A 26635-nucleotide genomic window follows, 5' to 3' on the forward strand; every position below is an offset into this window, starting at 1 on the left:
TTCGTAATTCGGAGTAAACCTTGTGCGCCTGATAATCAGTCTACTTTTTAGCTTTTTTCTGACTATCTCATTCAATACTTCGGTGTTTGCTGCGGATGTTGATAAATTACGTCAAGATATCAAACAACTTGAAGGCAGTACTAATCCTCAAGATATTGAAACTGTTCAGGCGCTACAAGGCACCATCAATTGGATAAATGATGGTGAAAAAGCTCAAGTTAATGCGGATAATTATCAAAAGACTATTGATGAATATCCGCAGATCACTCAAGAGCTAAGGGCTAAATTACTCGAAGAGAGTCACTCAGTTCCAACAATTCCAGAAAAAATTACTATTCCTGAGCTTGAGCAAAAAATCATTCAAGTGAGTAGCCAACTGATGGAACAAGCTCGGCTACAACAACAAGAGCAAGATAAAAGCCGTGAAATCAGCGAATCACTCAATTTACTCCCTCAGCAACTTTCAGAAGCTCGTCGTTTACTAAGTGATGCAACGGCGCGTTTAGCGGCAATAGGGGCATCAAACACCCCACTAGCAGAAGCACAAAATAAATTAACCCAAGCTGAAGTCACAGCACGAAAAGCGATGGTTAATGAGCTGGAAATGGCGCAACTTTCTGCTAATAATCGTCAAGAAATTACTCGACTGCGCTTGGAGCTATTTAAAAAACGTTATCAACGACTTGATGTACAACTGCAACAATTGCGTAGTTTACTGAATATTAAGCGCCAAGAAGTGGCAGATCTCGCTTTAGAAAAGACAGAGATGCTCGCCGAGCAAGGGGGCGAACTCCCCGAGTTTCTGACTAAGCAAATCGAGACTAACCGTCAACTTTCTCAGATCCTCAATAAACAGACGCAAGAAATGAGTGAGTTAACCGAAAAACAGCGTCTAACAACACAACAAACCCAACAAGTAAGACAGACACTCACAACCATTCGAGAGCAAGCCCAATGGTTAAGTGGCTCTACGGCATTAGGTGAAGCATTAAGAACACAATTGGCTCGCTTACCTGAAATGCCCCGCTCTCAAGAGCTGGATAGAGATATCGTTCAGTTACGTGTTGAGCGATTAGGCTATGAAGAGATGCTAGAAAACCTAGGCAAAATCCAGCCTCCTGAAACTGCCGATGGCTCAAAGCTACCAGAAGCTCAGCAATATATTTTTGACTCTCTCATTCAAGCACGCCAAGAGTTACTCAATTCTCTTTTATCCGGTTATGACTCCCAAATCTTAGAGTTAACCAAACTCAAAGTAGCCACAACACAACTTGCGGATGCCTTAAAAGAGACAAAAGATGCGACAAACCGCTATATGTTCTGGGTGGCCGATATCAGCCCAATAAAACTCAATTATCCGGTTTTATTAATTAAAGATATTACTCGCCTACTTTCATTAGATACTTTCTCACAATTAGGGCATGCTGCGGTTAACATGCTCAAAAACCAAGATACCTTTATCTATCTACTGGTCACCCTATCTATTGTCGGTTTTAGTCTTCGTACCCGTAAGCATTACAATGCGTTTCTTGAAAGAGTCAGTAATCGCATTGGTAAAGTCACTCAAGATCATTTCTCATTAACGGTGCGTACCGTATTTTGGTCAATATTAATCGCCTTACCACTACCGCTATTATGGTCTGCCGTAGGATATGGTTTACAAAGTGTCGAATGGCGTTATCCCATGGCGGGAGCGATTGGTTATGGTGTGACTGCCGCAGCCCCTGTGCTATGGCTATTTATGATAAGTGCTACCTTTGCTCGCCCTAATGGGTTATTTATCGCGCAATTTAAATGGAAAGAGAGTCGTGTGAAAAAAGCGATGCGCTTTTATCAACTGTCGATTTTCGTCATTGTGCCGTTAATGATGTCGCTTATCACCTTTGAATACTATAGTGACAGAGAATTTGCGCCAACGGTTGGGCGTTTTTGCTTTTTATTATTGTGCATTGCTTTAAGTTTTATTACCTCAAGCCTAAAAAAGGCACATGTGCCGCTTTACTTAGATAAACATGGCTCTGGTGATAATGTGATAAATACCATTTTATGGTGGTTCTTACTTGTTGCCCCTGTTCTTGCAGCCCTCGCGGCTATCTTAGGCTATCTCTCAACCTCCATCGTATTACTGGGTCGCTTAGAGATGTCTGTGGCGATTTGGTTTGCCTTGCTGATTATTTATCATATTATTCAACGATGGATGCTGATCCAACGTCGTAAGCTTGCCTTTGAACGAGCCAAACAAAAACGGGCAGAAATTTTAGCTCAACGAGCCAAAGGGGAAGATGAGAATACCATTGTTGGCAGCAGTGGTGAGAGTACCGCTAACTTAGAGTTGGAAGATCAAGCCATTGACCTTGATGCGATTAGTGCACAATCTATTGGTCTAGTACGTTCTATTCTGACCATGATTGCACTCGTGTCCATGATTTTACTCTGGTCAGAGCTCAATACAGCCTTCTCTTTTGTCGATAATATCCGACTATGGGATGTGACTTCCTCCGTTAATGGCGTCAATACTATCCAGCCCATTACCATGGGGTCTATCTTAGTCGCTATATTAGTGATTATTATCACGGCACAATTGGTAAGAAACCTGCCAGCACTGCTTGAACTGGCAATTTTACAACACTTAGATCTAACACCTGGTACAGGTTATGCCATTACCACTTTAACGAAATACAGCATCACCCTAATAGGCAGTATCGTTGGTTTCTCATTATTAGGTATTGAGTGGTCAAAACTACAATGGTTAATTGCCGCTATGGGGGTAGGTCTTGGTTTTGGCTTACAAGAAATTTTTGCCAACATTATCTCAGGGTTAATGATCTTGTTTGAAAAGCCAATCCGTATTGGTGATACCGTTACTATCCGTAACTTGACTGGGAATATTTCTAAAATCAATACGCGAGCCACCACGCTCACCGATTGGGATAGAAAAGAGATCATTGTGCCTAATAAAGCATTTATTACAGAGCAATTTATTAACTGGTCATTATCAGACTCTATTACACGTATCGTAATGACCATCCCTGCGCCAGCTGATTGCAATAGTGAACAAGTGACCAATGTTTTATTAGAAGCCTCTAAACGCTCTACCATGATTTTAGACAACCCCGCTCCTGAGGTTTACTTGGTTGACCTACAACAAGGGATCCAAATCTTCGAGTTACGTGTTTATGCCGCAGAAATGGGACATAGAATGCCAGCCAGACATGAGATCCATCAAAATATTCTGCTAGCCTTTGCAGAGCATGGCATTCCATTACCATTCCCGCCGTTCCAAGCACGGGTAGATATGGTGGGTAATACCATTAGTACTTCAATGCGTGCAACACCAAGAGAAGTAGGCGGATTGTAGTCAATTACATCTATTACTTTGAATAAAAATGCCACTAATTTAAATGAAAAAACCAAAATAGTGGCATTTTTGCTTCTTGTTACCACTCTTCTTACCACTGTTATGCGCCTAGCATTCAATACAAACAGCCAGTTATAAACAGCTATTCTGTTGGTATGACGCATGTCACACCACAATAGGTATGCACACTCCGTTTACCTATCACTATTAATAACTTTTTTTTTTCACTTTTTTGTTTAATAAAATTGATGATTAATAACACAATGAAACTATTTTATCGATATATAATTATACAATATTGGAATATGAACATCATAAAATGTTACTTAGTTTTCTATTTACTTATAGAGATCTCTTTTATTACCAAAGATCCTTCTTACTAAGTAAAGAATTAAGAAATAATAGCGACCATCTTAGTTGCTTACTGTTTTCTCTTATTTTAATTTTTATCAATTTTTGCAATATAAAAAGCCATATTTGTTCTGTATTCTTCAAAAATTTGTGCAAACACGCCTATCTTTTTTTATTGCTAAAGATCACAAAAATACGTTTTTATACTTAAATTTACTCAATAAATGAGTATTAAAATACTATTTTCGATATTTTATTTTACTTATTTTTATCATATTTAATTTTTGTTTAACTTAAGTCAAATAATTTTAGTTTATTTTTTAACCTATCATTATCCTCTCCTTTTCCTTGCTGCATCAGCGTGACGTAGCAAAAATCATTCAAATTGCTATATGAAACACCAACAAGTAGTCTAAAAAAGATAAGTGTATTAATTTATTATATACGCAAGTTTGTTTTCTCTTCACACGAGGTGAACACTAACTTGGCCAATTTCTTTTTTATCTTTATTTTTAAATATAATAGATAAACATATTTATTAAAAAATAAGTAATTAAGAAATTAATTAATATTTATATTTAATAAAAACAAAATAAAAAAATAAAATGAAAAAAGAAAAATAAAAAACACAAATAAGAAATATAAATCATCAATTAACAATTTATATTAAAAAAATACTAAAACTTAAGTGGACTATTAATGAAAATAAAAACAATAGTTATAAAAATTACATATAAAAAAATAAAAATTTAAGTGTTATATTCAAAGATAACAATAAAAAATAACTATAAATATTCTTCTCTAATTAAAAAGTAGCATTACAACTTATAATGTTAATATTTTTTTAACTCACAAAAAAAATGCGTATTATTACCTATTAACAATGCTAAGATATATTGCTAGCTTCGTTTAAAATGCATTATTAATAAACAATAATAAGAAGGACTCCATTATGGAAAAATCCCGCACAACATTAGACCAATGGATCACCTTACAAGCTGTTGTTGATTACGGTGGCTTTGCTCAAGCCGCTGATGTATTACATAGGACTCAATCATCAATTAGCTATACTATCAATAAGTTAGAACAAACCTTGGGTATAGAAATACTTTCTTTAGAAAAAAGACGCGCAGTATTAACTACTGAAGGAGAACTATTGCTAACACTTTCTCGAGAAGTGACAGAAAAAGCATTATCTCTAGAAAAAAAGGCAAAAAACATCAAATTTAACAATAAGTTAAGAATTAACGTACTAATTGACCCAATGTATGTCGCTGATCTTTTTTTAAATAAAATCTCACAATTTATTAAGCAGAATAAACAGTATGATATTAATATTTATAGGAATTCTCTCAGCAAATCAGAAATTTTAGCGCAAAAAGAATATGATTTAATTGTGTCACCTTATTATATTAAATCACTGCAACCTATTGTTTTAGAAAGCATTACAACTACCTTAGTATCACATCCAGATAGCCCATTACAGAAACTACAAGATGAGGAATTATTGCAGGAATTACAAAGGCATAGCTGTATTTCTCTTTCTCCTGATTCACCCGATACTGATAATCAGGCCCAAGTCATTCAAGTTGGCTCTGTAGAGACAGCAATTAGCTTAATTCAGCATGGTTTAGGTTATGCACGTCTCCCCCTTATTTTTATTCAAGATGAATTGAATAAAAAAACAATAAAACAATTAATAACGCATAAAAAAGAGAAGGAATATAAATTCTATTTATATTTGAATAAAAATTCATTTATTAATGAAAACTTGCAAAGTTTATTATCAACAATTAGCTATTCAACAAATATCTAAAAACTTTTAATAAAAAATCATTTTAATTAAATTACGACATATTAAATAATTTGATGTAAGAACAAAAAAACTCATGTAAATGTTTATTAACTTAAAAAATTAGCAGTGTTATATTTTATCGGCATACTGTCTATGCAAATAAATTTATACACATATATACTTATAAATAGATTAAAAAGTAAGTTCGCTTACTTTTTATATAGGACCGATCATGAGCAAATTAAATAAATCACTCTGTGCATTAGGAGTGACTCTTTCTATATTCTCAGCACCTGCTGCTTTAGCATCAGGCACAATTAACTTTACGGGAGAAATAACCGATCAAGCATGTACTGTTGATGGCTCTTCTAAAAACTTAACCGTCGACTTAGGCAAAGTTTCTTCTAAAAGCTTAGCAACCAAAGGGGAAGTTGCTGGCCTGAAAGATTTTACCATTAAATTAATCGACTGCCCTGTTGATACCACGGTAGCCGTACGTTTTGGCGGTACTCGTGATGCAAGCGACAGAGATATCTTAGCTATAGATCAAGTTTCTGGTGGCGCAACTAACGTAGGTATCGCGTTATTTGAGAAAGATGCTGTTTCCCAAATCAAACTGTATGACGATTCACAAGATGTACAGATCACAGGTACGGAAATTAACCTAGACTACGTTGCTCGTTATAAAGCAACTGATGCGGCAACACCAGGCCCTGCCAATGGCTCTGCTGTATATAGCATCCAATATAAATAATAAATGATAAATATGAGGGTAATCACCATTACCCTCTCACCTCTCCTCAAACTTATGGCCACTTATGAAAAAGAATATTTCCCTAATATTATTTTTACTATTTTCCCTCATAACGGCTAGCCAAGCTGCTGGAATAAGTGTGGGAGGAACACGTTTTGTCTATGACGATAATCTACGTGAAATCAGTATTCCAATTATGAATACGGATAAGGAAAAACCCTATTTAATTCAAAGTTGGGTTTCAGCTTATCAAGGTGATGAAAAAACACCTTTTATTGCAACACCTCCACTATTTCGTATTGAGCCAGATAGTTCAGGCACGGCGCGAATTTCATATACCGGAGCACCTTTGGCATCAAACCAAGAAGTGGTTTATTGGCTCAATATCAAATCCATTCCACCGATGGAAAAAAGTCCAGAGAATCAACTCCAATTAGTGATTAACTCTCAATTTAAATTATTTCTCCGTGCCCATGATATTGAACCACTTGATTTTGATAAGGTGAAATTATCTAAACAAAATAAAGGGTTAGTAATAAATAACGATACGCCGTATCACCTGACAATTAAACATATCTTAGTGGGTGATAAACGCTACCCATTTAATGATTTTGTTAATCCTCACCAAGAAGTGGTCTTGCTAAAAGAAAATCATATTCCGCAGAAAGTTACCGTTCAATTTATCAATGATTACGGTGCGACTGTAGATAAAGTATTAAATTAAGAGTATACGGCGATGACTTTTTCTATGATAGCAGTATCTACAAAACGATTACCCATCAACATGGCAGATAATCTTTATCGTCGTGGAGTGTTAGCTATTGCTATCACGACTGTTTTATTCCCTTATACTGTTCTTGCTGAAGATATTTTTAATCCTGAAGCACTTAATTTAGGTATCGAAAATCACGTTGCAGATATTAACAGTCTGAATTACCTGTCCTATGCAGGAGGACAACTTCCTGGTGTCTATTCTGTCGATATTTATCTTAACGATAAACTTATCGATAATCGTCAAATTCGTTTTATTTTTGATGACGATAAAAAAGTGCTGGCGCCTGAAATCAGTAAACAGGATTTACTCAATTGGGGAGTCAAAGGGTCCGTTACAGACGCGTTTAGCCAACAACCTGATAGTAGTAAAATAACGGATATTGCTCGTGTTATTCCTAATGCTACATATAAATATGATTTTTCACGTGCGCGATTATCATTTTCGATCCCACAAATTGCATTATATAACTATGGGCAAGGTTATATATCCCCCACAGAATGGAATGATGGGATTAATGCAGCCTTTATTAATTACACCTATCGTCAGAATAAATATTGGTATCGAGACCAAAAAGACAGTGACAATATCTTTTTAGGATTACGCAGTGGTATTAATCTAGGCGCTTGGCGTGTACGTAATCACAGCACTTACAACAAAAATAGTGATAACGCCGCAGAATGGAACAGTCTACAAACTTACGTTGAACGCGATATCCGCCGTTTAAAAAGTCGATTAACACTAGGTGAAACCGCATCAAGTAATGATGTGTTAGAAAGTGTTCCTTATCGTGGTATTAAATTAGCCTCAGATGAAAGCATGTTGCCACAAAGTCAGCGTGGCTTTGCTCCTGTTGTAAGAGGAATTGCACAAAGCAACGCAATGGTGACTATTCGCCAAAATAATAGTGTTATTTATCAAACCTCTGTTCCTCCCGGTGAATTTGAAATATCAGATCTCTATCCCACCTCTTATAGTGGTGATTTACAAGTGACTGTTGAAGAAGCTGATGGAAGCAAACGTACATTTTCCCAACCCTTCTCTGCAGTCCCCATGATGCAACGAGCTGGGAACTTAAAATATAGTCTCGACTTGGGGAAATATAATGCTGATAGCGCAGAGCGAAAACCGACCTTTTTACAAGCTTCTGCCATTTACGGCTTACCTTATAATTTTTCCCTTTATGGAGGTACGCTACTTTCAGCAGATTATCAAGCTTATGCGATAGGTGCCGGCGTAAATATGGGGTATTTAGGGGCGATTTCAGCCGATATAACTCATGCAAATACCACGCTTATCGATAACCATAAAGCACAAGGGCAATCTTATCGTATCCAGTATTCAAAATATTTACCGGATACCAAAACAGGATTTTCATTAGCGTCTTATCGCTACTCAACTAAAGATTATTATGATTTTTCAACCACGAATGAACGCTTTTCACAGCTTTATCGTAAGAAAAAACAGTTTCAGATCTCAGTATCGCAAGCATTAGGAGAGCTTGGTTACCTCTCTTTAAATGGTTATCAGCAATACTATTGGTATCAAGATAGAGTCGATCGCAATATCAACCTAAGCTTTAACTCTAATTATCGCTCACTCAGTTATAGTATTTCTTATGCCTATAATAAACGGCAAGAAAGCGAATTAACCGATCAAATTTTATCGATTAACTTTAACCTGCCGTTCAATATGACCAGCAATAACAATTGGTTAAGTTATCGTTATAACACCAGTAAACAAGGTGATTCGATAAGTTCTGTAAGTTTAAGTGGTACTCGTCTCGAAGATAACAATCTTCAGTATGATATTTCGCAAAACTATAACCATACTCGCCAAGAATATAGCGGTGCTATCAATGGTAGTTATAGTGCTTCGGGCGGCGAAATCAGTGCTGGTTATAACTATGATAAACGTTTCCAGTCAGTGAATTGGGGAGCAACTGGCGCGTTATTAATCCATCAAGATGGAATAACCCCATCTCGCACTATCTATGACTCCGCTATTTTAATCAAAGCGGAAGATATTGATCATTTGAAAATTAGCAGTGCGCAAAGTTTATATACCAATGCTCAAGGTTATGCCGTTATCCCTAACGTTTCCCGTTATGAACGCAATAGAGTAACGGTTGATCCCGCTTCCTTAAAGGGAAACAACGATGTGGAACTCACTTCAACAACAGTGATCCCAACGAAAGGCGCGATTGTTTTAGCCGATTTTAAAGCTCGCAAGGGTGCAAGAGTATTAGTGAACCTCTCTTATAACGGTAAACCTTTACCATTCGGTAGCCAAGTTGAAATTAGCCAAGATGGACAAGTGATTTCCAGTGGGATTGTGGCTAATGATGGTGAGGTTTTCCTAAATGGTGTACCTGCAAGTAGTCAACTACAAGCCAAATGGGGGAATAGTGCTACCGAACAGTGCCAAGCAACATTAAACGCCGATCTATCGCTCGAGAAAATTCAATTTTTACAACTGGACTGCAGATAGGTGATAAATATGAATAAATATATAACTTTGGGTTGTCTGTCTGCACTTTTGTATACATCAACCGCTTTTGCTGAATATCGTGCCGATACAACCACTAGAACGGTGAGTTATAACAATCCAATTTATGTTTCAAGAACCGCGCCTATTTTAACAGAGCTGGCAACGATTGACTTAGGCACTATGTATGGCTGGACTTGGTGGAATATCACAGGCCCAGTACAGGCGGGGATCTACTTGCCCGGCTATATTTCAGCTTCCAGCCCTAAAGTAGGCAGTGCCTATGTGCGTGAATTAGGGACTAGTGGTATCGGTTATACCCTACACGGGACTATTACTGTCGGTTGCACCGGTTCCGCTTATGTCGATGGACTATATAATGTTGATGGCAACTACAGTAATCGCCTTATTTGCACAAGTAACTTAAACCGTAGTAGTTATACCGCTTCTTTAAAAATGACGTTATATAAACTGCGTAACAATATCAAATCACAAACCATTCCAAGCACATGGGTTGCTATGCTGATTTTGTATCACAATGGGGGATTTATCACCAGTGACAATACTGGCCGTACTGAACCAAAGGTTTACCTTAATCCCCTTAATATTGTTTCCAGTGGCTGTGAAGTTATCAATAATAATATTAATGTTCCTTTAGGCTCTGTGGCAAAATCGAGCTTTAATGGTGTTGGCTCTGTTAGCCCTGATAGTCTACAAGATGTGAATATCGATTTAGATTGTGATCCCGTTTCACCCATTAAGATAAAATTCGATGGCACCCCTGATGCTAGCCAAACCGCCGGCACAATTAGCCTTAATAATGCCAATGATAGCAATACAGCCAAAGGCTATGGCATTCAGGTGAAATACCAAAACCAACCTATTGAGTTAGGAAAATTGATAACGGTGAGCGAAAAGAATAACAGTGGTAATTTTTCTATTCCTTTAGAAGCGGGTTATATACAAACTTCTGAGACTACCACCGCAGGCAAAGCTGATGGAACACTGCAATTTACCCTGCAATATCATTAAGTAAATTGCGCTCTTAAACTAAAAGGCGGAAGTATTATCCGCCTTTTAATTTATCCCATTGGTTGTGATTAAACCTGATACAACTTACGTAAATAGTGTGCAACAGCATCATCAACATTTGAGCCAATCACTTCCATATCCGGTAATAGATCTTTTAGTAGCTGGTGGGCATTTTGCATAATGCAGCCCTTACCCGCCATCTGTAGCATCTCTTTATCATTCATACCATCACCAAATGCAATGGCATCTTTGACTGAATGTTGCATCAGCTTAGCGACTTTTTGTAGTGCCTCTCCTTTTGATACCCCACCCGCCATAATCTCTAGACAATTACGCAACGAAAAACTTGCGTTAATTTTATTACCCCAACGTTGATTAATTTTCTTTTCTAACTCAACTAACAATTCATGATCTTCTGAGGTAAAAAAGACTTTGCACACCTGCGTTGTTGGGAAGCCTGTTTTCTCAAATAGACGGTAATTAAATACCGATTCTTTAAAAAATTCTTTTAATTCAGGCGTTTCTTTATTGATATACCAGTCATCACTGCTATAAATATTCGTTGCAATATCTGGGTGATCAAACACCATTAGGGCTAAGTCATAAACGATTTCAGGTTCAAGATCTTGACTGAAAATAAGAGTGCCTTGCGTATTGTGTACTCGAGCCCCATTTGAAGTGATCATATACGCGTCAATACCAAGCCCATCACGAATTTGTGCCACATCGATATGATGACGTCCTGTGGCAAACACAAAATGGATCCCTTTTTCAATAAGCAGATGTAACGTTTCTTTGGTATAGGGAGTTAATAAGTGGTTAGGTGATAACAAGGTGCCATCAAGATCAGAAGCAACTATCGAATACATACACATTCCTGATTAAAATAAATGCTTATCATAAAACTCACAGATTTCAATTAATGCTTGTGAGCGTAGCTTATCTATTTCGAACAAGATTTCATGGTGCGCACCTTCAATCACAAGTGGCAATTTTTGCTTTTCTTCTCTTGTTCTGGACTGACTATAACCATCACAGAAAGCCCTTACTCCCCGATTATCCACCACTTTATCTAGCTCAGCTTCAAGTACTAGCAAAGGGGTGTTAATCTCTTTTGCATGTTCAATCAGCCAATCCCCCGTTTCTAGGCTCTCTTTCATCCAATGATAGGTCGGCCCACCTAAACGTAATTGAGGGAAATCGGCATAGTAACGTAAGTATCGACGATACCTTTCATGGCTATGAGTCAATACATTCAAGATAAATGGCAAAGGAAACCATTTGCCCGTTGATACCGCGTAATTATTTCTTTCTGAAACACTTTGTTCTGCACGGTTAACTAAAAAATTAGCCACCCAGCGTGGTATTGGTAAATTAATCCCAAACATCGGCGCACACAGTGCGGCGGCTTGGAAAGTATCTGGTTTACGTAATAGGTAGCTGGCTAAAATAGCGCCGCCCATCGAATGGGCTAACGCAAAATAGTGCTGATAGTGATAAGGCAAAACGATAGTATCAATAAATGTCGATAAATCATCGACATAATCACTGAATTTTTCTACGTGGCCTTTTTGCGGATCATCTAATAAGCGCCCTGATAATCCTTGCCCCCGATGATCGAGAAGAAAAATATCATAACCAAGATGATAAAAATCGAAGGCCACTTCAGGATATTTTACATAACTTTCACTACGACCAGAGCAGATCACCAACGCTTTTTTGTGTGATGAAGAGCGCCAATGAACATAGCGAATGCTCACGCCATCGACTCCGGTAAATTCGCCTTCCTGTCGTTGGTTCCAAAAGTCCAATAAGATACCATTCGTAAAAGCAGAGAATTGCTTTTCACGAGATAACCACATGTGCTGAAAAAGTGTGGTTGTCATTCGGCTCCTCCTCGTTGGCGCTATTCGAACCCCTCAATATGATCACGGATAAGTGTCATAAATGCTGGCCCAAATCGTTCTAGTTTTCGTTGTCCTACCCCATTGATCAACAACAATTCATCAGGGCAGACAGGGCATTGTTCCGCCATTTCAATCAGTGTGACATCATTAAATACCACAAAGGGTGGAATATTTTCTTCATCAGCAATAGATTTACGTAATTTGCGTAGTTTCGCAAATAATTTCCTATCGTACTGTCGATGACTATTTTTTGTTTGCTGATAACGGCTTTTTGTTGGGCTTAATAGTCGTGGTACTGCCAAGGGTAATGACACCTCACCACGCAATATCGGTCGAGCTATCTCAGTCAATTGTAATGCAGAACGATGAACGATATTTTGCGCAACCATACCTAAATGGATCAATTGGCGGATCACACTCATCCAATATTCATGGCTATGGGCTTTACCAATACCATAAACTGGCAATTTATCATGACCATTATCGCGAATGCGTTGATTATTGGCACCGCGTAAAATTTCAACAATATAACCAATGCCAAAACGTTGTCCGGTACGATAGATGCAAGATAACGCTTTTTGTGCATCCACTAACCCATCATATTGTTTAGGTGGATCAAGGCAAATATCGCAGTTACCACAAGCTTGTTGGCGGTGTTCACCAAAGTAATTAAGTAACACTAAACGTCGACAAGTTTGTGCTTCGGCAAAAGCCCCCATGGCATTTAATTTATGGGATTCAATCGCTTTTTGTTCACTTTCTGGCTTCTCATCTAAACAACGACGTAGCCAAGCCATATCCGCGGGATCATAAAACAGTACCGCTTGTGCAGGTAAACCATCGCGTCCTGCGCGTCCCGTTTCTTGATAGTAAGATTCAATATTACGCGGAATATCAAAATGAACCACAAAACGTACATTGGGTTTATTAATTCCCATACCGAAAGCGACCGTTGCGACCACAATCTGCAAATCATCGCGTTGAAAAGCATCTTGCACTTTCGCTCGTGTAGCAATATCCATACCCGCATGATAAGCCGCGATACTTAATCCTCGCTTGCCTAGTCGTTCAGCGGTCTCTTCTACTTTGCTGCGACTATTACAATAGATAATGCCTGATTTTCCTTTCTGCCCACGAATAAACAGCCAAAGTTGATCGAGCGGTTTATATTTTTCAACTAAAGTATAACGAATATTTGGGCGGTCAAAACTGCTAATATGAACTAAAGGAGTGCGTAACGCGAGCTGATTAATAATGTCATGACGTGTTGTATTATCAGCCGTCGCCGTTAACGCAATAATAGGGACATCAGGAAGATACTGTCTTAATAAGCCAATTCCTCGGTATTCAGGGCGAAAATCATGACCCCATTGAGAAATACAGTGTGCTTCATCCACCGCTAATAAAGCAGGCTGCCATTGCACTAAATGGTGAAGAAAACTCTCCATCATTAGGCGTTCAGGTGCAATATATAACAGTTTTATTTCACCCCGTTGACAACGCATTTGTACTTGCAGTTGTTCATCTCGGCTTTGAGTTGAGTTAAGAAATGCCGCGTCAATACCATGTAAGCAGAGTTGATCAACTTGATCTTTCATTAGGGAAATCAACGGAGAAACAACTACGGTTAAGCCATCAAGCAAAAGCGCAGGTATTTGATAGCAAAGCGATTTTCCCCCTCCCGTCGGCATGACGACTAAACAGTCGCGCCCGGTGATAATGGTATCAATAATCTCTTGCTGGCCTGGTCGAAATTGCTGGTAACCAAAGGTTTCGCGCAAAATAACCTGAGCTGATGGCATTGAATTAAGAACTTCTGCTGTGGACACGCCATTCCTCTGAAAAGCTGGTAAGAACGATAATGAGGAGTAAAAGAAAAGGCACCAGTATAAAGGTGCCATCACCACTTGTCGTGTTATGCTACCCTAGAATGAGGAAAATTACAGCATATCATTGAGCATAACGCCGACACCGATACGAGTTTGACGGAAATTATAATCAATCATCGACTCCCCATACCCACTAAATAGTTGGGTATAAAAGCGTACATGCTTGGTAATAGGATAGCTCCAGCCTAGCTCGGCAGCACCGTATCCGCTACTCCAGTTATAACGCCCTGTTAAAGTAAACGTACTTTCGCCTAAACGATAACCCGCTTTTAAGCGGTAATATCCCATATAGCGATTAATATCGGGATTATCATCATTTTTAGCACTTTCATTAAAACGGTACCAAGGTTTCAGATCGAGTTGGAAATTACCTTTTTGCGCCATAAAACGTGCATAAACACGATTCCAACTTCGTGAAGTAGGCTCTGCGCGGCCATTCGATTCATGGTTAAATCCCGTTTCAATTTCTCTTAATGTCCAACCGGCAAATTGATAATCCGTCGCCCAACCTAAAAACAGTTGTGGTTCATAGTTGGTTTCACGAAACGGCGCAGACTCTTTTTTATTACTTAGCTGCCACCAAGAGCGTTGCGTATAGGAAGCTGCTAATACAGAATTTTCCCCGGCAATGCCACGCCACAGCGGGAATGCAAGACTTATCTGAAATTTAACTTCATCTTTTTTAGCCTTATGACCCCAATCATAACTGGCAATCGCCTCTTTATTCATATCGGAGGTTTTTGTGTAAATAATATAATTAGATTCATAAGGGTAAAGTACAAAGGGTGAATCATACTCTTGTAATAGACCGGAAATAATACTGCCCTGAACCAACGGTGTTGGAGATGATACAGGTGATATCTCCGCCGCCACTCCCCATACAGGGTAGGTTAAAATCACCGTGAGTAAAGAACGGATGTAACGCATAGTTAATTATCCTGTATTATTAGTGAACAATATAAAAGATAGCACTTAATATTTGTCGTGAGCGCTTATAAATCAGCTTTATTCGCGTTAGGCGTCCATATTTTACACGTTATTTCCATTAAATCTCATATATTTTCTCGCCACTCTATTAATCGGATGAATGGGAAATTACCTTTTTGTCATCTATTATTAACAAAACATTAACCTAATAATAAAATGTCGAGGAACTTTAAAATGGAGAAAATATTAACACTGGAAGAAGCACAAGCGTTGATTGGACATGTTTTTGTCTATCAAATGCCTTTTAATCAACTAATAGGTTTAGAATTAATTCGCTTCGAACAAGATTATGCTGAGATCCAATTTCGCTACCAAGACAAACTGCTTGGCAATATCGCACAACGCATTTTACATGGTGGCATGATAGCCTCGGTTTTAGACGTAAGTGCAGGTTTAGTCTGTGTAGGTAATGCCCTAACACGTCTAGCCCCTATATCCCAAGAGCAACTCGAACAAAAACTGGCCAAAATGGGCACTATCGATCTACGTGTTGATTATTTACGCCCAGGGCGAGGGGAATGTTTTACCGCAAGTAGTCATATACTACGTAGTGGTAATAAAGTTTCTGTGGCAAGGGTTGAATTACACAATGAAAAACAAGTTCATATCGCTAGCGGCACAGCAACTTATATTGTTGGCTGATGCGACTTATCCATTATCTTGGGTAGATTAATATTAATTACTTGTAAAAAAACATGCCTAATGACACATTAGATAATGTCATTGGGTATGATAACCCCGTCACATATTTCATTTCCATCAATACCAGAGATAGCATGAGCCAGAAAAACACTTTAAAAGGCGTTTTATGTGCCCTAGGCGCCTATTTGATCTGGGGTATTGCCCCTGTCTATTTTAAAAGCATTCAAGAAGTGCCCGCAGAAGAGATCTTAACACACCGTATTTTATGGTCATTTTTCTTTATGTTGCTTTTAATGTCGATCACTCGCCATTGGCCCTATTTACGCCAACTTGTTCGTCAGCCCAAAAAAGTACTAATGTTAGCACTTACTGCGGTGATTATTGCCAGTAACTGGCTTATCTATATATGGGCGGTTAACCACGGATTTATGTTAGAAGCCAGCCTTGGTTACTTTATTAATCCATTAGTTAATGTGTTATTCGGTATGATTTTTTTAGGCGAGCGCTTTCGCCGTATGCAATGGTTCGCCGTAAGCTTAGCCTTTACTGGCGTCTTTATCCAATTATGGCAATTCGGCTCTGTACCTGTTATCGGCCTTAGTTTAGCAGTCACATTCGGCCTATATGGACTATTACGTAAAAAACTTGGGGTAGATGCACAAACGGGTATGACAATAGAAACACTGTGGCTGTTTCCTGTTGCTTTAGTTTATATCCTCTTTTTTACCCATTCACCCACCAGCAATATGTTAGAAAATAGCTGGTCGCTAAATACATTACTGATTGCTGCAGGGGTTATCACCACCGTACCCTTACTGCTCTTTACCGAAGCAGCTCAACATTTGCGTCTATCTACCCTAGGATTTTTCCAGTATATAGGACCCACATTGATGTTTATTCTCGCCACTATGGTGTATGGAGAACAAATCGATGCGGAGCGTTTAGTGACCTTTGGGTTTATTTGGGTCGCCCTTATCTTATTTACTTTAGATGCACTCTACACTCAGCAACGTTTAAGACGAAGTTAGCACATACTTACTATTGAGCTAAATTATCAATACTAATGAAAGCGCCAGAAAGATACCCCTTTCTGGCAGGGCTTGAGTGCTCTTCTTTTGTATTACAACCCATTGCTATCGCTTCTATACGGCGTTGTGAGCGTCTAAAGAATGTTGATGTAGAATTAGTTGCAATACGGATAGCACCGATCACCCCACTTAAATAGAGATTCATGCGCGGCACAAAATCACGTTGATGTCGTAATAATCGACAATAGAGATCTTCTTCAAACGGGTTGGCAGGAGCACTAGGATGGTAAGTATCAAAACGCTGCTCATAAATAGGCTCCACTGGAGGCATTTTATCAACAGAGAAATCCTCAGCGATTTTTGTCACAGGCTTAATTGGATAATAAGTATCAAATAATATAGAAGTAATTTTCATCAGCTAACTCCGTTAAAATAATCTGTAACGGAATTATTAATTCTGTTAATTATATGTTCATTAAAAAAAACACCCTTAACTATCTTCTAGATTAGTAAGGGTGTTTTTTTATATTGCTCTCTTTTAAAAAATTAACAGTGTCAATAAATAACCAATCACTCTAATCGTGCAAAAGCAGCAACCAACCACTTAATGCCTTCACCATTAAAGGCTATTTGTAATCGGCAGTGTTCACCGCTACCTTCGATATTAATAATAGTACCTTCACCAAATTTAGGGTGCTTAACCCGTTGACCAAGGGAGTAACCTGTATCATTACTAACAATCGGTGTACCTAAACGATGATGATTCACGGGACGTGAAACCGTCGCCCGTAACCGTACTTCTTCAACACACTCTTTTGGTAACTCGCCAATAAAGCGCGAAGGTCGATGGCTCACTTCTTTACCATATAAACGGCGGTTTTCAGCGTAAGTAAGTGTTAACTTTTTCATGGCACGCGTCACGCCAACATAAGCTAGCCGACGCTCTTCTTCTAAGCGCCCACCTTCATCCAAGGACATCTGGCTTGGGAACATGCCTTCTTCAACCCCGACAATAAACACTTGTGAGAACTCTAGCCCTTTCGCCGAGTGTAGTGTCATCAATTGAACAGCATCTTGATACGCATCAGCCTGTCCTTCTCCTGATTCTAATGCCGCATGAGAGAGAAAAGCTTGCAATGGCATTAAATCTTCGTCTTCATCTTGATAGCTAAATTGACGAGTCGCCGTCACCAGCTCTTCCAAGTTTTCAATCCGCGCTTGTGCTTTTTCACCCTTTTCCTGCTCATACATCGCTTTTAAGCCAGAATCGCGAATAATACGGTCTGTTTGCACATGCAACGGCATATCCGCTGTTTCATTTGCTAACGTCTCAATTAATTCTAAAAAGCGCGCAATTGCCGCAATAGCCCGGCCTGCTAGCATTTTATGCTCGATAACCTGTAATGCACTTTCCCATAATGTGATTTGGTTATCTCTGGCTACTTGGCGAACCACATCTAAGGTTCTATCACCAATTCCACGCGTTGGCGTATTCACAACACGTTCAAAAGAGGCATCATCGTGACGATTCGCTGTTAAACGCATATAAGAGAGGGCATCTTTGATCTCTTGACGCTCGAAGAAACGCTGTCCACCATAAATACGATAAGGCATATTCGCTTGTAATAGCGCTTCTTCCATGATGCGCGATTGGGCATTACTACGATAAAGAATGGCACAATCTGCAAGGGCGCCTCCCTCTTCATGCCAACGCTTAATACGCCCTACTACATAACGCGCTTCATCTAGGTCGTTAAATGCACAATAGAGTGAAATCGGCTCGCCTTCAGCCCCTTCTGTCCATAGGTTTTTACCTAAGCGATCGCTATTATTAGCAATTAAGGCATTAGCGGCTTTTAGAATATTACTGGTGGAGCGGTAATTTTGCTCTAAGCGGATGGTTTCAGCGCCGGGAAATTCATTTAAAAAGTTTTGAATATTTTCAACTTGAGCCCCACGCCAACCGTAAATAGATTGATCATCATCACCGACGATCATCACCTTACCAGTCTGTCCTGCCAACATCCTGATCCAAGCATATTGAATACGGTTAGTATCTTGGAATTCATCCACTAAGATATTGGTAAAACGGTGTTGATAGTGTTCTAGAATTTGTGGTTTATTCAGCCACAACTCATGGGCACGCAATAACAACTCCGCAAAGTCCACTAAGCCTGCACGATCACAAGCTTCTTGATAAGCTTGATAGACTTTTAACCATGTGGTTTCCACGGGGTTACCATAGGTCTGAATATGTTGTGGGCGGAGTCCCTCATCTTTCTTTCCATTGATATACCACATACCTTGACGAGGAGGCCATTGCTTATCATCAAGAGCCATGGATTTTACGATACGACGAATTAAACGGTATTGATCATCACTATCAATGATTTGGAAGTCTTGAGGTAAACCAGCATCAAGATAATGCGCCCGTAATAAACGATGGGCGAGACTATGGAAGGTACCTATCCACATTCCCCCTTGACTAGTACCAATCAAGTCCTCAATACGATGACGCATTTCTGCTGCAGCTTTATTAGTAAATGTTACCGCCATAATGGAAAAAGGAGAGGCTTGTTCAACAGATAATAACCAAGCAATGCGATGTACTAATACGCGTGTTTTACCACTACCAGCACCTGCAAGTACCAGCATATTTACACGCGGTGCTGCAACGGCTTCGCGCTGTTTATCGTTAAGGCCTTCGAGCAGATATGAGACGTCCATAATTACCAATCATTGAGTGAAGAGAAATACTGTGGATATATACAGAAGTTAGTTTATTAAGCAACAAACTAACAGGATTTTACGCCCGATGCAAAACTATGCCCACTGAAAAGTGGATAAAGACCTGCACAGAGCGCGTCTATGATTAAATTAATTCAACCAGTTTAGCTAATTCAGTGATCTCAATATGAGGCATAACACGCGTTTCACCTTCGGTAAACAAACTGCGATTATCTAAATTAATCCAACACGCCTGTAATCCACTTTTAACCGCGCCCTCTACATCCGTCACTAGATGATCGCCTACATGCAAAATATTCTGATGAGGGAGTTTAAGTAACGAAGCTGCCTTATCAAACATATCAGGATAAGGCTTAGAGCGCCCATCAGGCCCTGCCTTTAAAATATGTGTAAAGTATTGCCCCAACCCACAGCTTAATGGATTAGCATTACCATTAGTAATAGCGATTAATGGGATTTTTTCCGCCAGTTGTGTCAACACTTGATGGGTATTATTAGGGACATTAATACGGCTACGCCAATAAGCAAAATGAGCCATAATTTCATCAGCACCTTGCTGTGCTTTAGCTTCACTATAGCCATAGTCTAACAACATATTTTTAGCCGCTAACCAACGCCACTGAGTGATATCGTGAAAAATATCAGGATTATTTTCTAATAGCGGCTGTTTGTAAGCATCTACATCATGTTCAGTAAAATGGTGAAAACGCTCATCATACTGACGGATAAACGCTAAGGTCTCTTCTTCTGTTTTATCCATCACAGGAACATTGTCATACAGCGTATCGTCTAAATCAAAAGTCATCGCTGCAATCGGCATCAGAGTGCGATAAAAGTGCATTATGATTTTTCTCTCTTAGCTCTTGGATGAGCAGCATCATAGACTTTCGCTAAATGCTGAAAATCTAAGTGAGTATAAACTTGTGTGGTTGATAAATTAGCGTGGCCTAATAGCTCTTGTACTGCTCGCAAATCACCACTTGATTCAAGTAAATGAGTGGCAAAAGAGTGGCGCAGTTTATGAGGATTAACATGGCTACTGAGTCCTTGTTTCACCCCCCAAAGTTCAAAACGTTTTTGCACACTGCGAACAGATAATCGTTTACCGCTTTTCGTTGAGATAAAAACCGCGGTGTCCTCAGGAGAATACAGCTCCCGCATGGCAAACCAATGCTGTAACCACTCTACGGCTTTTCTTCCCAAGGGAACTTTACGCTCTTTACTTCCTTTACCTAATACTCGGACTTCGCCTTCTTGGAGATCAATATCATTGATATTTAAGTTAGTCAGTTCAGATAAACGTAATCCAGCGCCATACATCACTTCCAGCATCGTTCTATCCCTTACAGAGAGGGGATCTTTTAAGTCGATATTCATCAATTGACTGACTTCATCAACATCCATATTTTTAGGCAAGTGACGACCTGATTTGGGTGTTCGAACCCCTTTGGCGGGGTTTACTGCTAACATTCCTTGAGAAACTTGCCAATCAAGGAAGCTACGCAATGCTGAAAAGCGCAATGCTAAACTTGCAGGTTGTAATCCACTGCGATGGCTTTTAGCCAATAACATGCGCACATGTTGGCTTTCCAGTAACGACCATTGGTTGATTTTTATTGCAACCATCATTTGTGCAATGGTCACTAATTGTCGCTGGTAATTTTCTACCGTTACCGGACTTAATCGCCGTTCAACTTCGATATAACTTAAGAAGCTATCAATGGCTAATGAGAGTGTTTCAGGGACGTCAATAATTTGGCTCATTGTCTTGCGATCCAGCGAGTTAATAACTCAGGTAATATCTGTGCGAGTTTATCCAACATTGCCGTTCCCATACCTTCTTGAAAATGTTGGCTATCTCGACTATTAAAAATGATCACCCCTAAATCGCCATAATGCCCTAATAATGAGAGTGCCACAGAGCCAGAACGACGAACATTAGGCATTAATAACATAATTTCTTGGCCATTTAATGGCCCCAAATAGTGATTATTATCGCCCATACGCTGAATACGGAAATGCTCAAATGTTTGACGAGATAGTGCGAGTGTTTGAGCATCTAAAGGAGGTTGTAATTGCCAACGATCGGTGAAAAGACGCAGTTGTACTGAGTAAAGCCCTAACTCCTTCGCCCAAAGATTTAACTGTTCCAGCATTTCCTTTAATGAATTACAGCGGGATAACTCAGAGATAAGCCTTAGTAATTGGCTAAATAGAGATTCATTTTCTGCTGCTTGCTCAATCAACAAACGCATATCCTCTTCAAGATAATGAATACGTGTTCGCTGACGTGACATTATCCACTCAACTAATGAGATACTCCCTCTTACTGGGTGAGGAACTTGCATTTGCTCAATATAGCTGGCATTACGGATAAAGAAACCAGGATGCTCCTTGAGATAATCAATGATGGTTTGATCGTTGAGTTCGTTTTTCTCAGGGTAACAAAACTGCTCATTCTTATCCGTCATACCAAGCACCTCTCAAAAATAATATTATAGCTGGATTGTTCCATCATAAATATGCACAGCAGGTCCTGTCATATAAAGTGGGTTTCCTGTACCTTTCCATTCAATTGATAATGATCCACCCGGTAAATTAACTTTCACTTTTCTATCTAATAAACCTTGGGAGATCCCCACCGCGACAGCGGCACAGGCACCGCTTCCACAAGCTTGAGTTTCTCCAGCACCACGTTCAAATACCCGTAAATGCAATGTATTTCTATCAACTACCTGCATAAAACCAATATTGGCGCGCTCTGGAAAGCGTTCGTGTTGTTCCAATACTGAGCCCAATGACTCAACTTCCGCAGTTTTGATATCTTCCACTTGGATCACGCAGTGCGGATTTCCCATTGACACCACACCACATAGAACTGTTCGTTCCATCGCTCTGATAATATAGGTTTTTTCTACTTTTTGAGCACGAAACGGTACTTTTTGTGGTTCAAACTCTGGCTCTCCCATATTGACACAAACATCTTCATTATCCATAACATGTAAGGTCATTCTGCCAGACTGGGTACTGACTTTTATTTCTCTTTTATTTGTAAGCCCTTTTAGTCTCACAAATCGAGCAAAACAGCGAGCACCATTGCCACATTGTGCGACTTCACTCCCATCAGCATTAAAAATGCGGTAATGAAAGTCCAATTCAGGATCATAAGGTGCTTCAACTACTAACAGTTGATCAAACCCAACACCAGTATGTCGATTGGCTAACCGGCAAATTAATTCTGGTGAAAAATAAACATTTTGGGTAACAGCATCAACAACCATAAAGTCATTGCCTAACCCATGCATTTTTGAAAATTGCATCTTAACCCTGCCTGAAACGGGTGTCCCGTTTCTAATATTGACTAATTGTTTTGTGTTGAGGAAGTCTCAACTTGCTGGGTTGGCTGGGATGACTGAGTCATATTTGCCTGAGTATCTTCAGGCGGGAAATAGAGAGGGCCTTTCAAGCCACAACCAGAAAGAGAAATCAGTGTTATTATAGCAAGGGTGCAACGTAAATACGTTTTCATTCGAAATCTGCCTATCATTAATTTGGTTAATATCCTCTATAATCGCAGTTAGATCTCGAAAAGCAAATAGGAAAATGAAGATGAACGATAGTGAATTTCACCAATTAGCTGACGAATTGATGTCAGAAATAGAACAAACCATTGATAATTATGAAGGTGATGCGGATATTGATTGTGAAATCAATGGTGGCGTAATGACATTAACCTTTGAAAATCATAGTAAAATTATCATTAATCGTCAGGAAGCCTTTCATCAAGTATGGTTAGCAACGCGTTCTGGCGGTTATCATTTTGATTGGAAAGGTACACAGTGGGTTTGCGATCGTAGTGGCGGGGAATTTTTAACCATGTTGGCTCAAGCAATCAGCGAACAAAGTGGTGAAGCATTTTCTTTTTAACACAGACAACTAAGTGATGGGTGCGGAAAAGTCCCCATCACTTCTCTATCGGCTTTGCCGTGTCGATGATCAGTGATGATGTACAGCCTGATAGTCATTAAATCCTTGAATAGGCTTAGTACTCATCTCTTCTTTTGGCGCTGTTTTACCTAGATCACTTAGCTTACCAAACGATCCCCCAGCAAAAGGCAGTACTTGCGTTGCTCCATCTACTTTCACGATTTGATAAAACTGTGGCAAATTGAAGTTGATAAAGCTTGAGCCATAAGTAAAGCGATCATGAGATGAAGAGTAAAAACGGCTGACATCTTTTACTAGCTCTTCTTTACTACCTTCGCAGTGAGAATAAATCTCCACTCGATTAGCTTCATCTAAGATATAGATATTAAAGACATTATTATCCTCTGTTGTTTCAAAGAAGAACTGAATAATCCCTTCACAAGCAAAACCATCAATCACCGCGGGCAGATAACGGGCATCTTTACCTAATTTAACGGGTAATCCATGCAATTTGTTGTATGAAATAGCCCCATAAAATTCAATGGCATTCTCCAACTTTTGCACAGAAACATTAAGACGTTCAAAGAACAATCCCCATGTTTGCCCTGCAATACGTAATGCTTTAAAACGCCCTGGCTCTAATCTATTGGTTGATAAACGCAATTCAATACATTCTGAGACTAACTGTTGAACACGGGTGCGAATTAAACCACGTAGATGCTGGCTATAACAAAAAACTTCAACCGATGCAGGTGGGGCCGCATCTTGGTGCATTTTACCTAAAATAGTTTTTAACGATTCCAACATCGATTGCGTACCATTAAAATGCAGCGTTCTCACTTCATTCCAAGAGTTACGATAGAGTAAATCGATACTGCCAATTAAGCATTGCTCTTCCTCGCCAAAGCTAAATACATCCAACTTTCTAAAATCAAAATGCACCACTTGATCAGAAAAACGCTCTGTTGGGTCGACTTCTAAATTGACAATAATGGCTAAATGTCTAATTTCACAAGGGCTATACAGTGCTTTAGGCGTCGGGGCAGGTAAACGAATAGGAAAATGACTCGAGATATCCCGCACTAATTCATGAAGTTTAATTTCATCACAAGAGGAGTCACCTTGATGAATATAAACCTGTGAATCTTTAGTAAGTAACCCATTAAAATAAGACCACGCCACTAATTTATTTAAGTAACGGTTATATTCTAACGGTTGATGACCAACAATATGTGCAAAATCGGGAGCCCGATTATAAAGATACCAACCACTACGATTAGCGCGTCCCGGTGGCACATAGATAAAGGTTAAATGAGGCTCGGATAAATCAGGAGAAATCTGTGGATTAACCAGGGTTACTTTACCCGGTAGCGCTTCAAAAGCGGCATAAAGCTTACGTGTTAATACACCAATATCTTGTGGACTAGCACTGACACTTAAGTTATTACGGCGCGCAAAACGAATAAGATTACGATAGCTTTGCATCATCGTATCTAATAATTCATTATGTGCGTTACGAACGCGCTCTATTTTCCAGCTATCACGATTATCTAATATCGCTAAACGTTCGTGATCCCACTGCCACTGCGTGACTAACTGAGATAATACTTGGCGTCGCCAACCTGCAGGTTCATTCTCATTTTTTTCATTAGATAATTTTTCACAAACTTTCAGGTAGAAACAGCGACGGATTAAATCAAGGCGGGTTAAATCATTAATCGAAACTAAATAGCGGGTTACGCGCTCAAGCATCATACAATATGCATCTAAACCGTAATTTACGATTTCACCACGATGAAGATGCTGTTTCATTTCTAATGCCAACAATTTGCCATTAGGGTAATCCGCGGAATAGGCTTCCAATAAAATACTTTTTAATACGGCTTTATAAGGTGAATCAACACTCTTATAGAGTTGCCACAGGCTTGCACCAAAATACTCTTCGGCAGAAAGCTCACCTAATCCACCTAAATCAAGCCATTCATTGGGCGTTAATACACCTTGGGCATAGAGTGAATTAACATATTCATCGTAATGGTACTCTTCTTCTACTGGTACCATCGTCCATAACAAACGTTTACCTGCAAGGCGAACAGCGGTACGGTAGAACTCATCAAGTAACAGGATATGCTGAGTTGAGCCGCAATCTTCCCCACCTAAGCTACCACTTGCATGATGACGGAAGCGGTTCTCATCAATTAAGAAAAAAGTAACATCAATACCTAATTCTCCCGCCCATTGTTCGATCAGTAAACATTTACGTTGTAAACGTGCACGCTCATCTTGGTCCAGCCAAGATTGGTGACAGACCCAAATATCAATATCGGAGCAGTGACTTTGCCCAATCGAGGAAGTACTTCCCATCGAATAGATACCCGTAATAGGTAACTCTCCGCTGGTGTATCCATTCATTGGCTCATCACATGATGCATTAGTCAGCTTATTGACCCATTGACGTTGCACGTCATCAGGTTCAAAGAAACATGTACCATGAGGGACATTTCCTTGAATATAGCCTGGCAACTGAGGGTGGTGGTAATGCAGTAAAACAGGAATTAAACCATACACCTGTTTAAACACATCACTCATCGATGCAAATGCACGTTCCAGCCTGAGTTGATTAATCGCATCCAGCCGTTGCTTCAGTGTTTCAATATAAAGATACAAGAGTTTCGCCTGAACAATACTAAGAAAATAGTAGAATCTGAGTTTATAAATTACCGAGCTTTAATTATTCAATTATTAATAGATAAAACTTTACTAACAAAATCTCGGAAACGTGATCAATTTAACACCTTGCAAGCAAGGCGTAAAGAGGATCTCAAAATATAGCACCAAGATCTAAATTGCTTTTTTAGTCGCTTAATCGTATAAAGCAGAGCAAATAATGACTTTTATATCATAGAGATAGTCTATTTTACTTATAGAGAAAACATATAGAAAAAAGTGTTGATCGGC

21 protein-coding genes are annotated in these 26635 nt (G+C 39.2%); 9 read left to right on the plus strand and 12 right to left on the minus strand.

Annotated features, from left to right (window positions below):
* The first annotated feature begins 22 nt into the window (after positions 1–22).
* From mscM to AACV00_RS01535, 6 genes are all read left to right on the plus strand, one after another.
* Positions 23–3358 (plus strand): miniconductance mechanosensitive channel MscM, encoded by a 3336-nt coding sequence (gene mscM, locus AACV00_RS01510; protein ID WP_004249643.1) that lies wholly within the window; start codon positions 23–25, stop codon positions 3356–3358.
* A gap of 1303 nt (positions 3359–4661) precedes the next feature.
* Positions 4662–5525 carry a LysR family transcriptional regulator gene (locus AACV00_RS01515; protein WP_060555816.1) on the plus strand — a complete coding sequence of 288 codons (864 nt, stop codon included), beginning with the start codon at positions 4662–4664 and terminating at the stop codon, positions 5523–5525.
* Positions 5526–5736: 211 nt separating this feature from the next.
* The gene (locus AACV00_RS01520; RefSeq protein WP_004246312.1) at positions 5737–6258 is read left to right on the plus strand and encodes a fimbrial protein; all 522 of its coding nucleotides are present in this window, start codon (positions 5737–5739) and stop codon (positions 6256–6258) included.
* 64 nt (positions 6259–6322) lie between these two features.
* Positions 6323–6982 carry a fimbrial biogenesis chaperone gene (locus tag AACV00_RS01525; protein ID WP_004246313.1) on the plus strand — a complete coding sequence of 220 codons (660 nt, stop codon included), beginning with the start codon at positions 6323–6325 and terminating at the stop codon, positions 6980–6982.
* A gap of 12 nt (positions 6983–6994) precedes the next feature.
* The gene (locus tag AACV00_RS01530) at positions 6995–9520 is read left to right on the plus strand and encodes a fimbria/pilus outer membrane usher protein (RefSeq protein WP_074561889.1); all 2526 of its coding nucleotides are present in this window, start codon (positions 6995–6997) and stop codon (positions 9518–9520) included.
* A 9-nt stretch (positions 9521–9529) separates the two neighbouring features.
* A complete protein-coding gene (locus AACV00_RS01535) occupies positions 9530–10549 on the plus strand; it encodes a fimbrial protein (RefSeq protein WP_004249648.1) in 1020 nt (339 codons plus the stop codon).
* A gap of 68 nt (positions 10550–10617) precedes the next feature.
* On the opposite strand, the gene yigL is transcribed toward AACV00_RS01535, so the two are convergent.
* From yigL to pldA, 4 genes are all read right to left on the minus strand, one after another.
* On the minus strand, positions 10618–11418 hold the full coding sequence (gene yigL, locus AACV00_RS01540; protein WP_004246316.1) for a sugar/pyridoxal phosphate phosphatase YigL: 801 nt from the start codon (positions 11416–11418) through the stop codon (positions 10618–10620).
* A 12-nt stretch (positions 11419–11430) separates the two neighbouring features.
* Positions 11431–12435: a lysophospholipase L2 gene (gene pldB / locus AACV00_RS01545; protein ID WP_004249650.1), complete on the minus strand. Its 1005-nt coding sequence runs from the start codon at positions 12433–12435 to the stop codon at positions 11431–11433.
* Positions 12436–12455: 20 nt separating this feature from the next.
* Positions 12456–14285: an ATP-dependent DNA helicase RecQ gene (gene recQ / locus AACV00_RS01550; protein ID WP_004246318.1), complete on the minus strand. Its 1830-nt coding sequence runs from the start codon at positions 14283–14285 to the stop codon at positions 12456–12458.
* 111 nt (positions 14286–14396) lie between these two features.
* The gene (pldA, locus tag AACV00_RS01555) at positions 14397–15272 is read right to left on the minus strand and encodes a phospholipase A (protein ID WP_004246319.1); all 876 of its coding nucleotides are present in this window, start codon (positions 15270–15272) and stop codon (positions 14397–14399) included.
* A gap of 234 nt (positions 15273–15506) precedes the next feature.
* Between pldA and AACV00_RS01560 the strand changes: the two genes are divergently transcribed.
* Together AACV00_RS01560 and rarD are read left to right on the plus strand one after the other, a co-directional pair.
* Positions 15507–15974, plus strand: coding sequence for a thioesterase family protein (locus AACV00_RS01560; protein WP_161680031.1), 468 nt, complete (start codon positions 15507–15509; stop codon positions 15972–15974).
* 134 nt (positions 15975–16108) lie between these two features.
* A complete protein-coding gene (rarD, locus tag AACV00_RS01565; protein WP_004249653.1) occupies positions 16109–17002 on the plus strand; it encodes an EamA family transporter RarD in 894 nt (297 codons plus the stop codon).
* A gap of 10 nt (positions 17003–17012) precedes the next feature.
* Here the strand turns inward: rarD and AACV00_RS01570 are convergent, their stop codons facing one another.
* The 7 genes from AACV00_RS01570 to lptM all read right to left on the minus strand — a co-directional run bounded on the left by AACV00_RS01570 (position 17013) and on the right by lptM (position 23279).
* The gene (locus AACV00_RS01570) at positions 17013–17417 is read right to left on the minus strand and encodes a hypothetical protein (RefSeq protein ID WP_161680029.1); all 405 of its coding nucleotides are present in this window, start codon (positions 17415–17417) and stop codon (positions 17013–17015) included.
* Positions 17418–17572: 155 nt separating this feature from the next.
* A complete protein-coding gene (gene uvrD, locus AACV00_RS01575) occupies positions 17573–19729 on the minus strand; it encodes a DNA helicase II (RefSeq protein WP_004246323.1) in 2157 nt (718 codons plus the stop codon).
* A 145-nt stretch (positions 19730–19874) separates the two neighbouring features.
* Positions 19875–20591, minus strand: a complete 717-nt coding sequence (yigB, locus tag AACV00_RS01580; protein ID WP_049203124.1) for a 5-amino-6-(5-phospho-D-ribitylamino)uracil phosphatase YigB — start codon at positions 20589–20591, stop codon at positions 19875–19877.
* Positions 20591–21514, minus strand: coding sequence for a tyrosine recombinase XerC (xerC, locus tag AACV00_RS01585; RefSeq protein WP_060555811.1), 924 nt, complete (start codon positions 21512–21514; stop codon positions 20591–20593). Before xerC ends, yigB begins: the two co-directional genes overlap by 1 nt.
* A complete protein-coding gene (locus tag AACV00_RS01590) occupies positions 21511–22221 on the minus strand; it encodes a DUF484 domain-containing protein (RefSeq protein WP_017628771.1) in 711 nt (236 codons plus the stop codon). Before AACV00_RS01590 ends, xerC begins: the two co-directional genes overlap by 4 nt.
* Before the next feature lie 24 nt (positions 22222–22245).
* Positions 22246–23070, minus strand: coding sequence for a diaminopimelate epimerase (gene dapF / locus AACV00_RS01595; protein WP_004246327.1), 825 nt, complete (start codon positions 23068–23070; stop codon positions 22246–22248).
* Between the two features lie 41 nt (positions 23071–23111).
* Positions 23112–23279, minus strand: a complete 168-nt coding sequence (gene lptM / locus AACV00_RS01600; RefSeq protein WP_004246328.1) for an LPS translocon maturation chaperone LptM — start codon at positions 23277–23279, stop codon at positions 23112–23114.
* Between the two features lie 80 nt (positions 23280–23359).
* Here lptM and cyaY point away from each other — a divergent pair, with 80 nt between their 5' ends.
* A complete protein-coding gene (gene cyaY / locus AACV00_RS01605) occupies positions 23360–23677 on the plus strand; it encodes an iron donor protein CyaY (RefSeq protein WP_004249659.1) in 318 nt (105 codons plus the stop codon).
* Between the two features lie 69 nt (positions 23678–23746).
* On the opposite strand, the gene AACV00_RS01610 is transcribed toward cyaY, so the two are convergent.
* Positions 23747–26344, minus strand: a complete 2598-nt coding sequence (locus AACV00_RS01610) for a class I adenylate cyclase (RefSeq protein ID WP_004246330.1) — start codon at positions 26342–26344, stop codon at positions 23747–23749.
* Positions 26345–26635 lie beyond the last annotated feature (291 nt).

Origin of the sequence: Proteus sp. G3927, assembly GCF_963894685.1 — a bacterium.
GTDB classification, from domain to species: domain Bacteria; phylum Pseudomonadota; class Gammaproteobacteria; order Enterobacterales; family Enterobacteriaceae; genus Proteus; species Proteus mirabilis.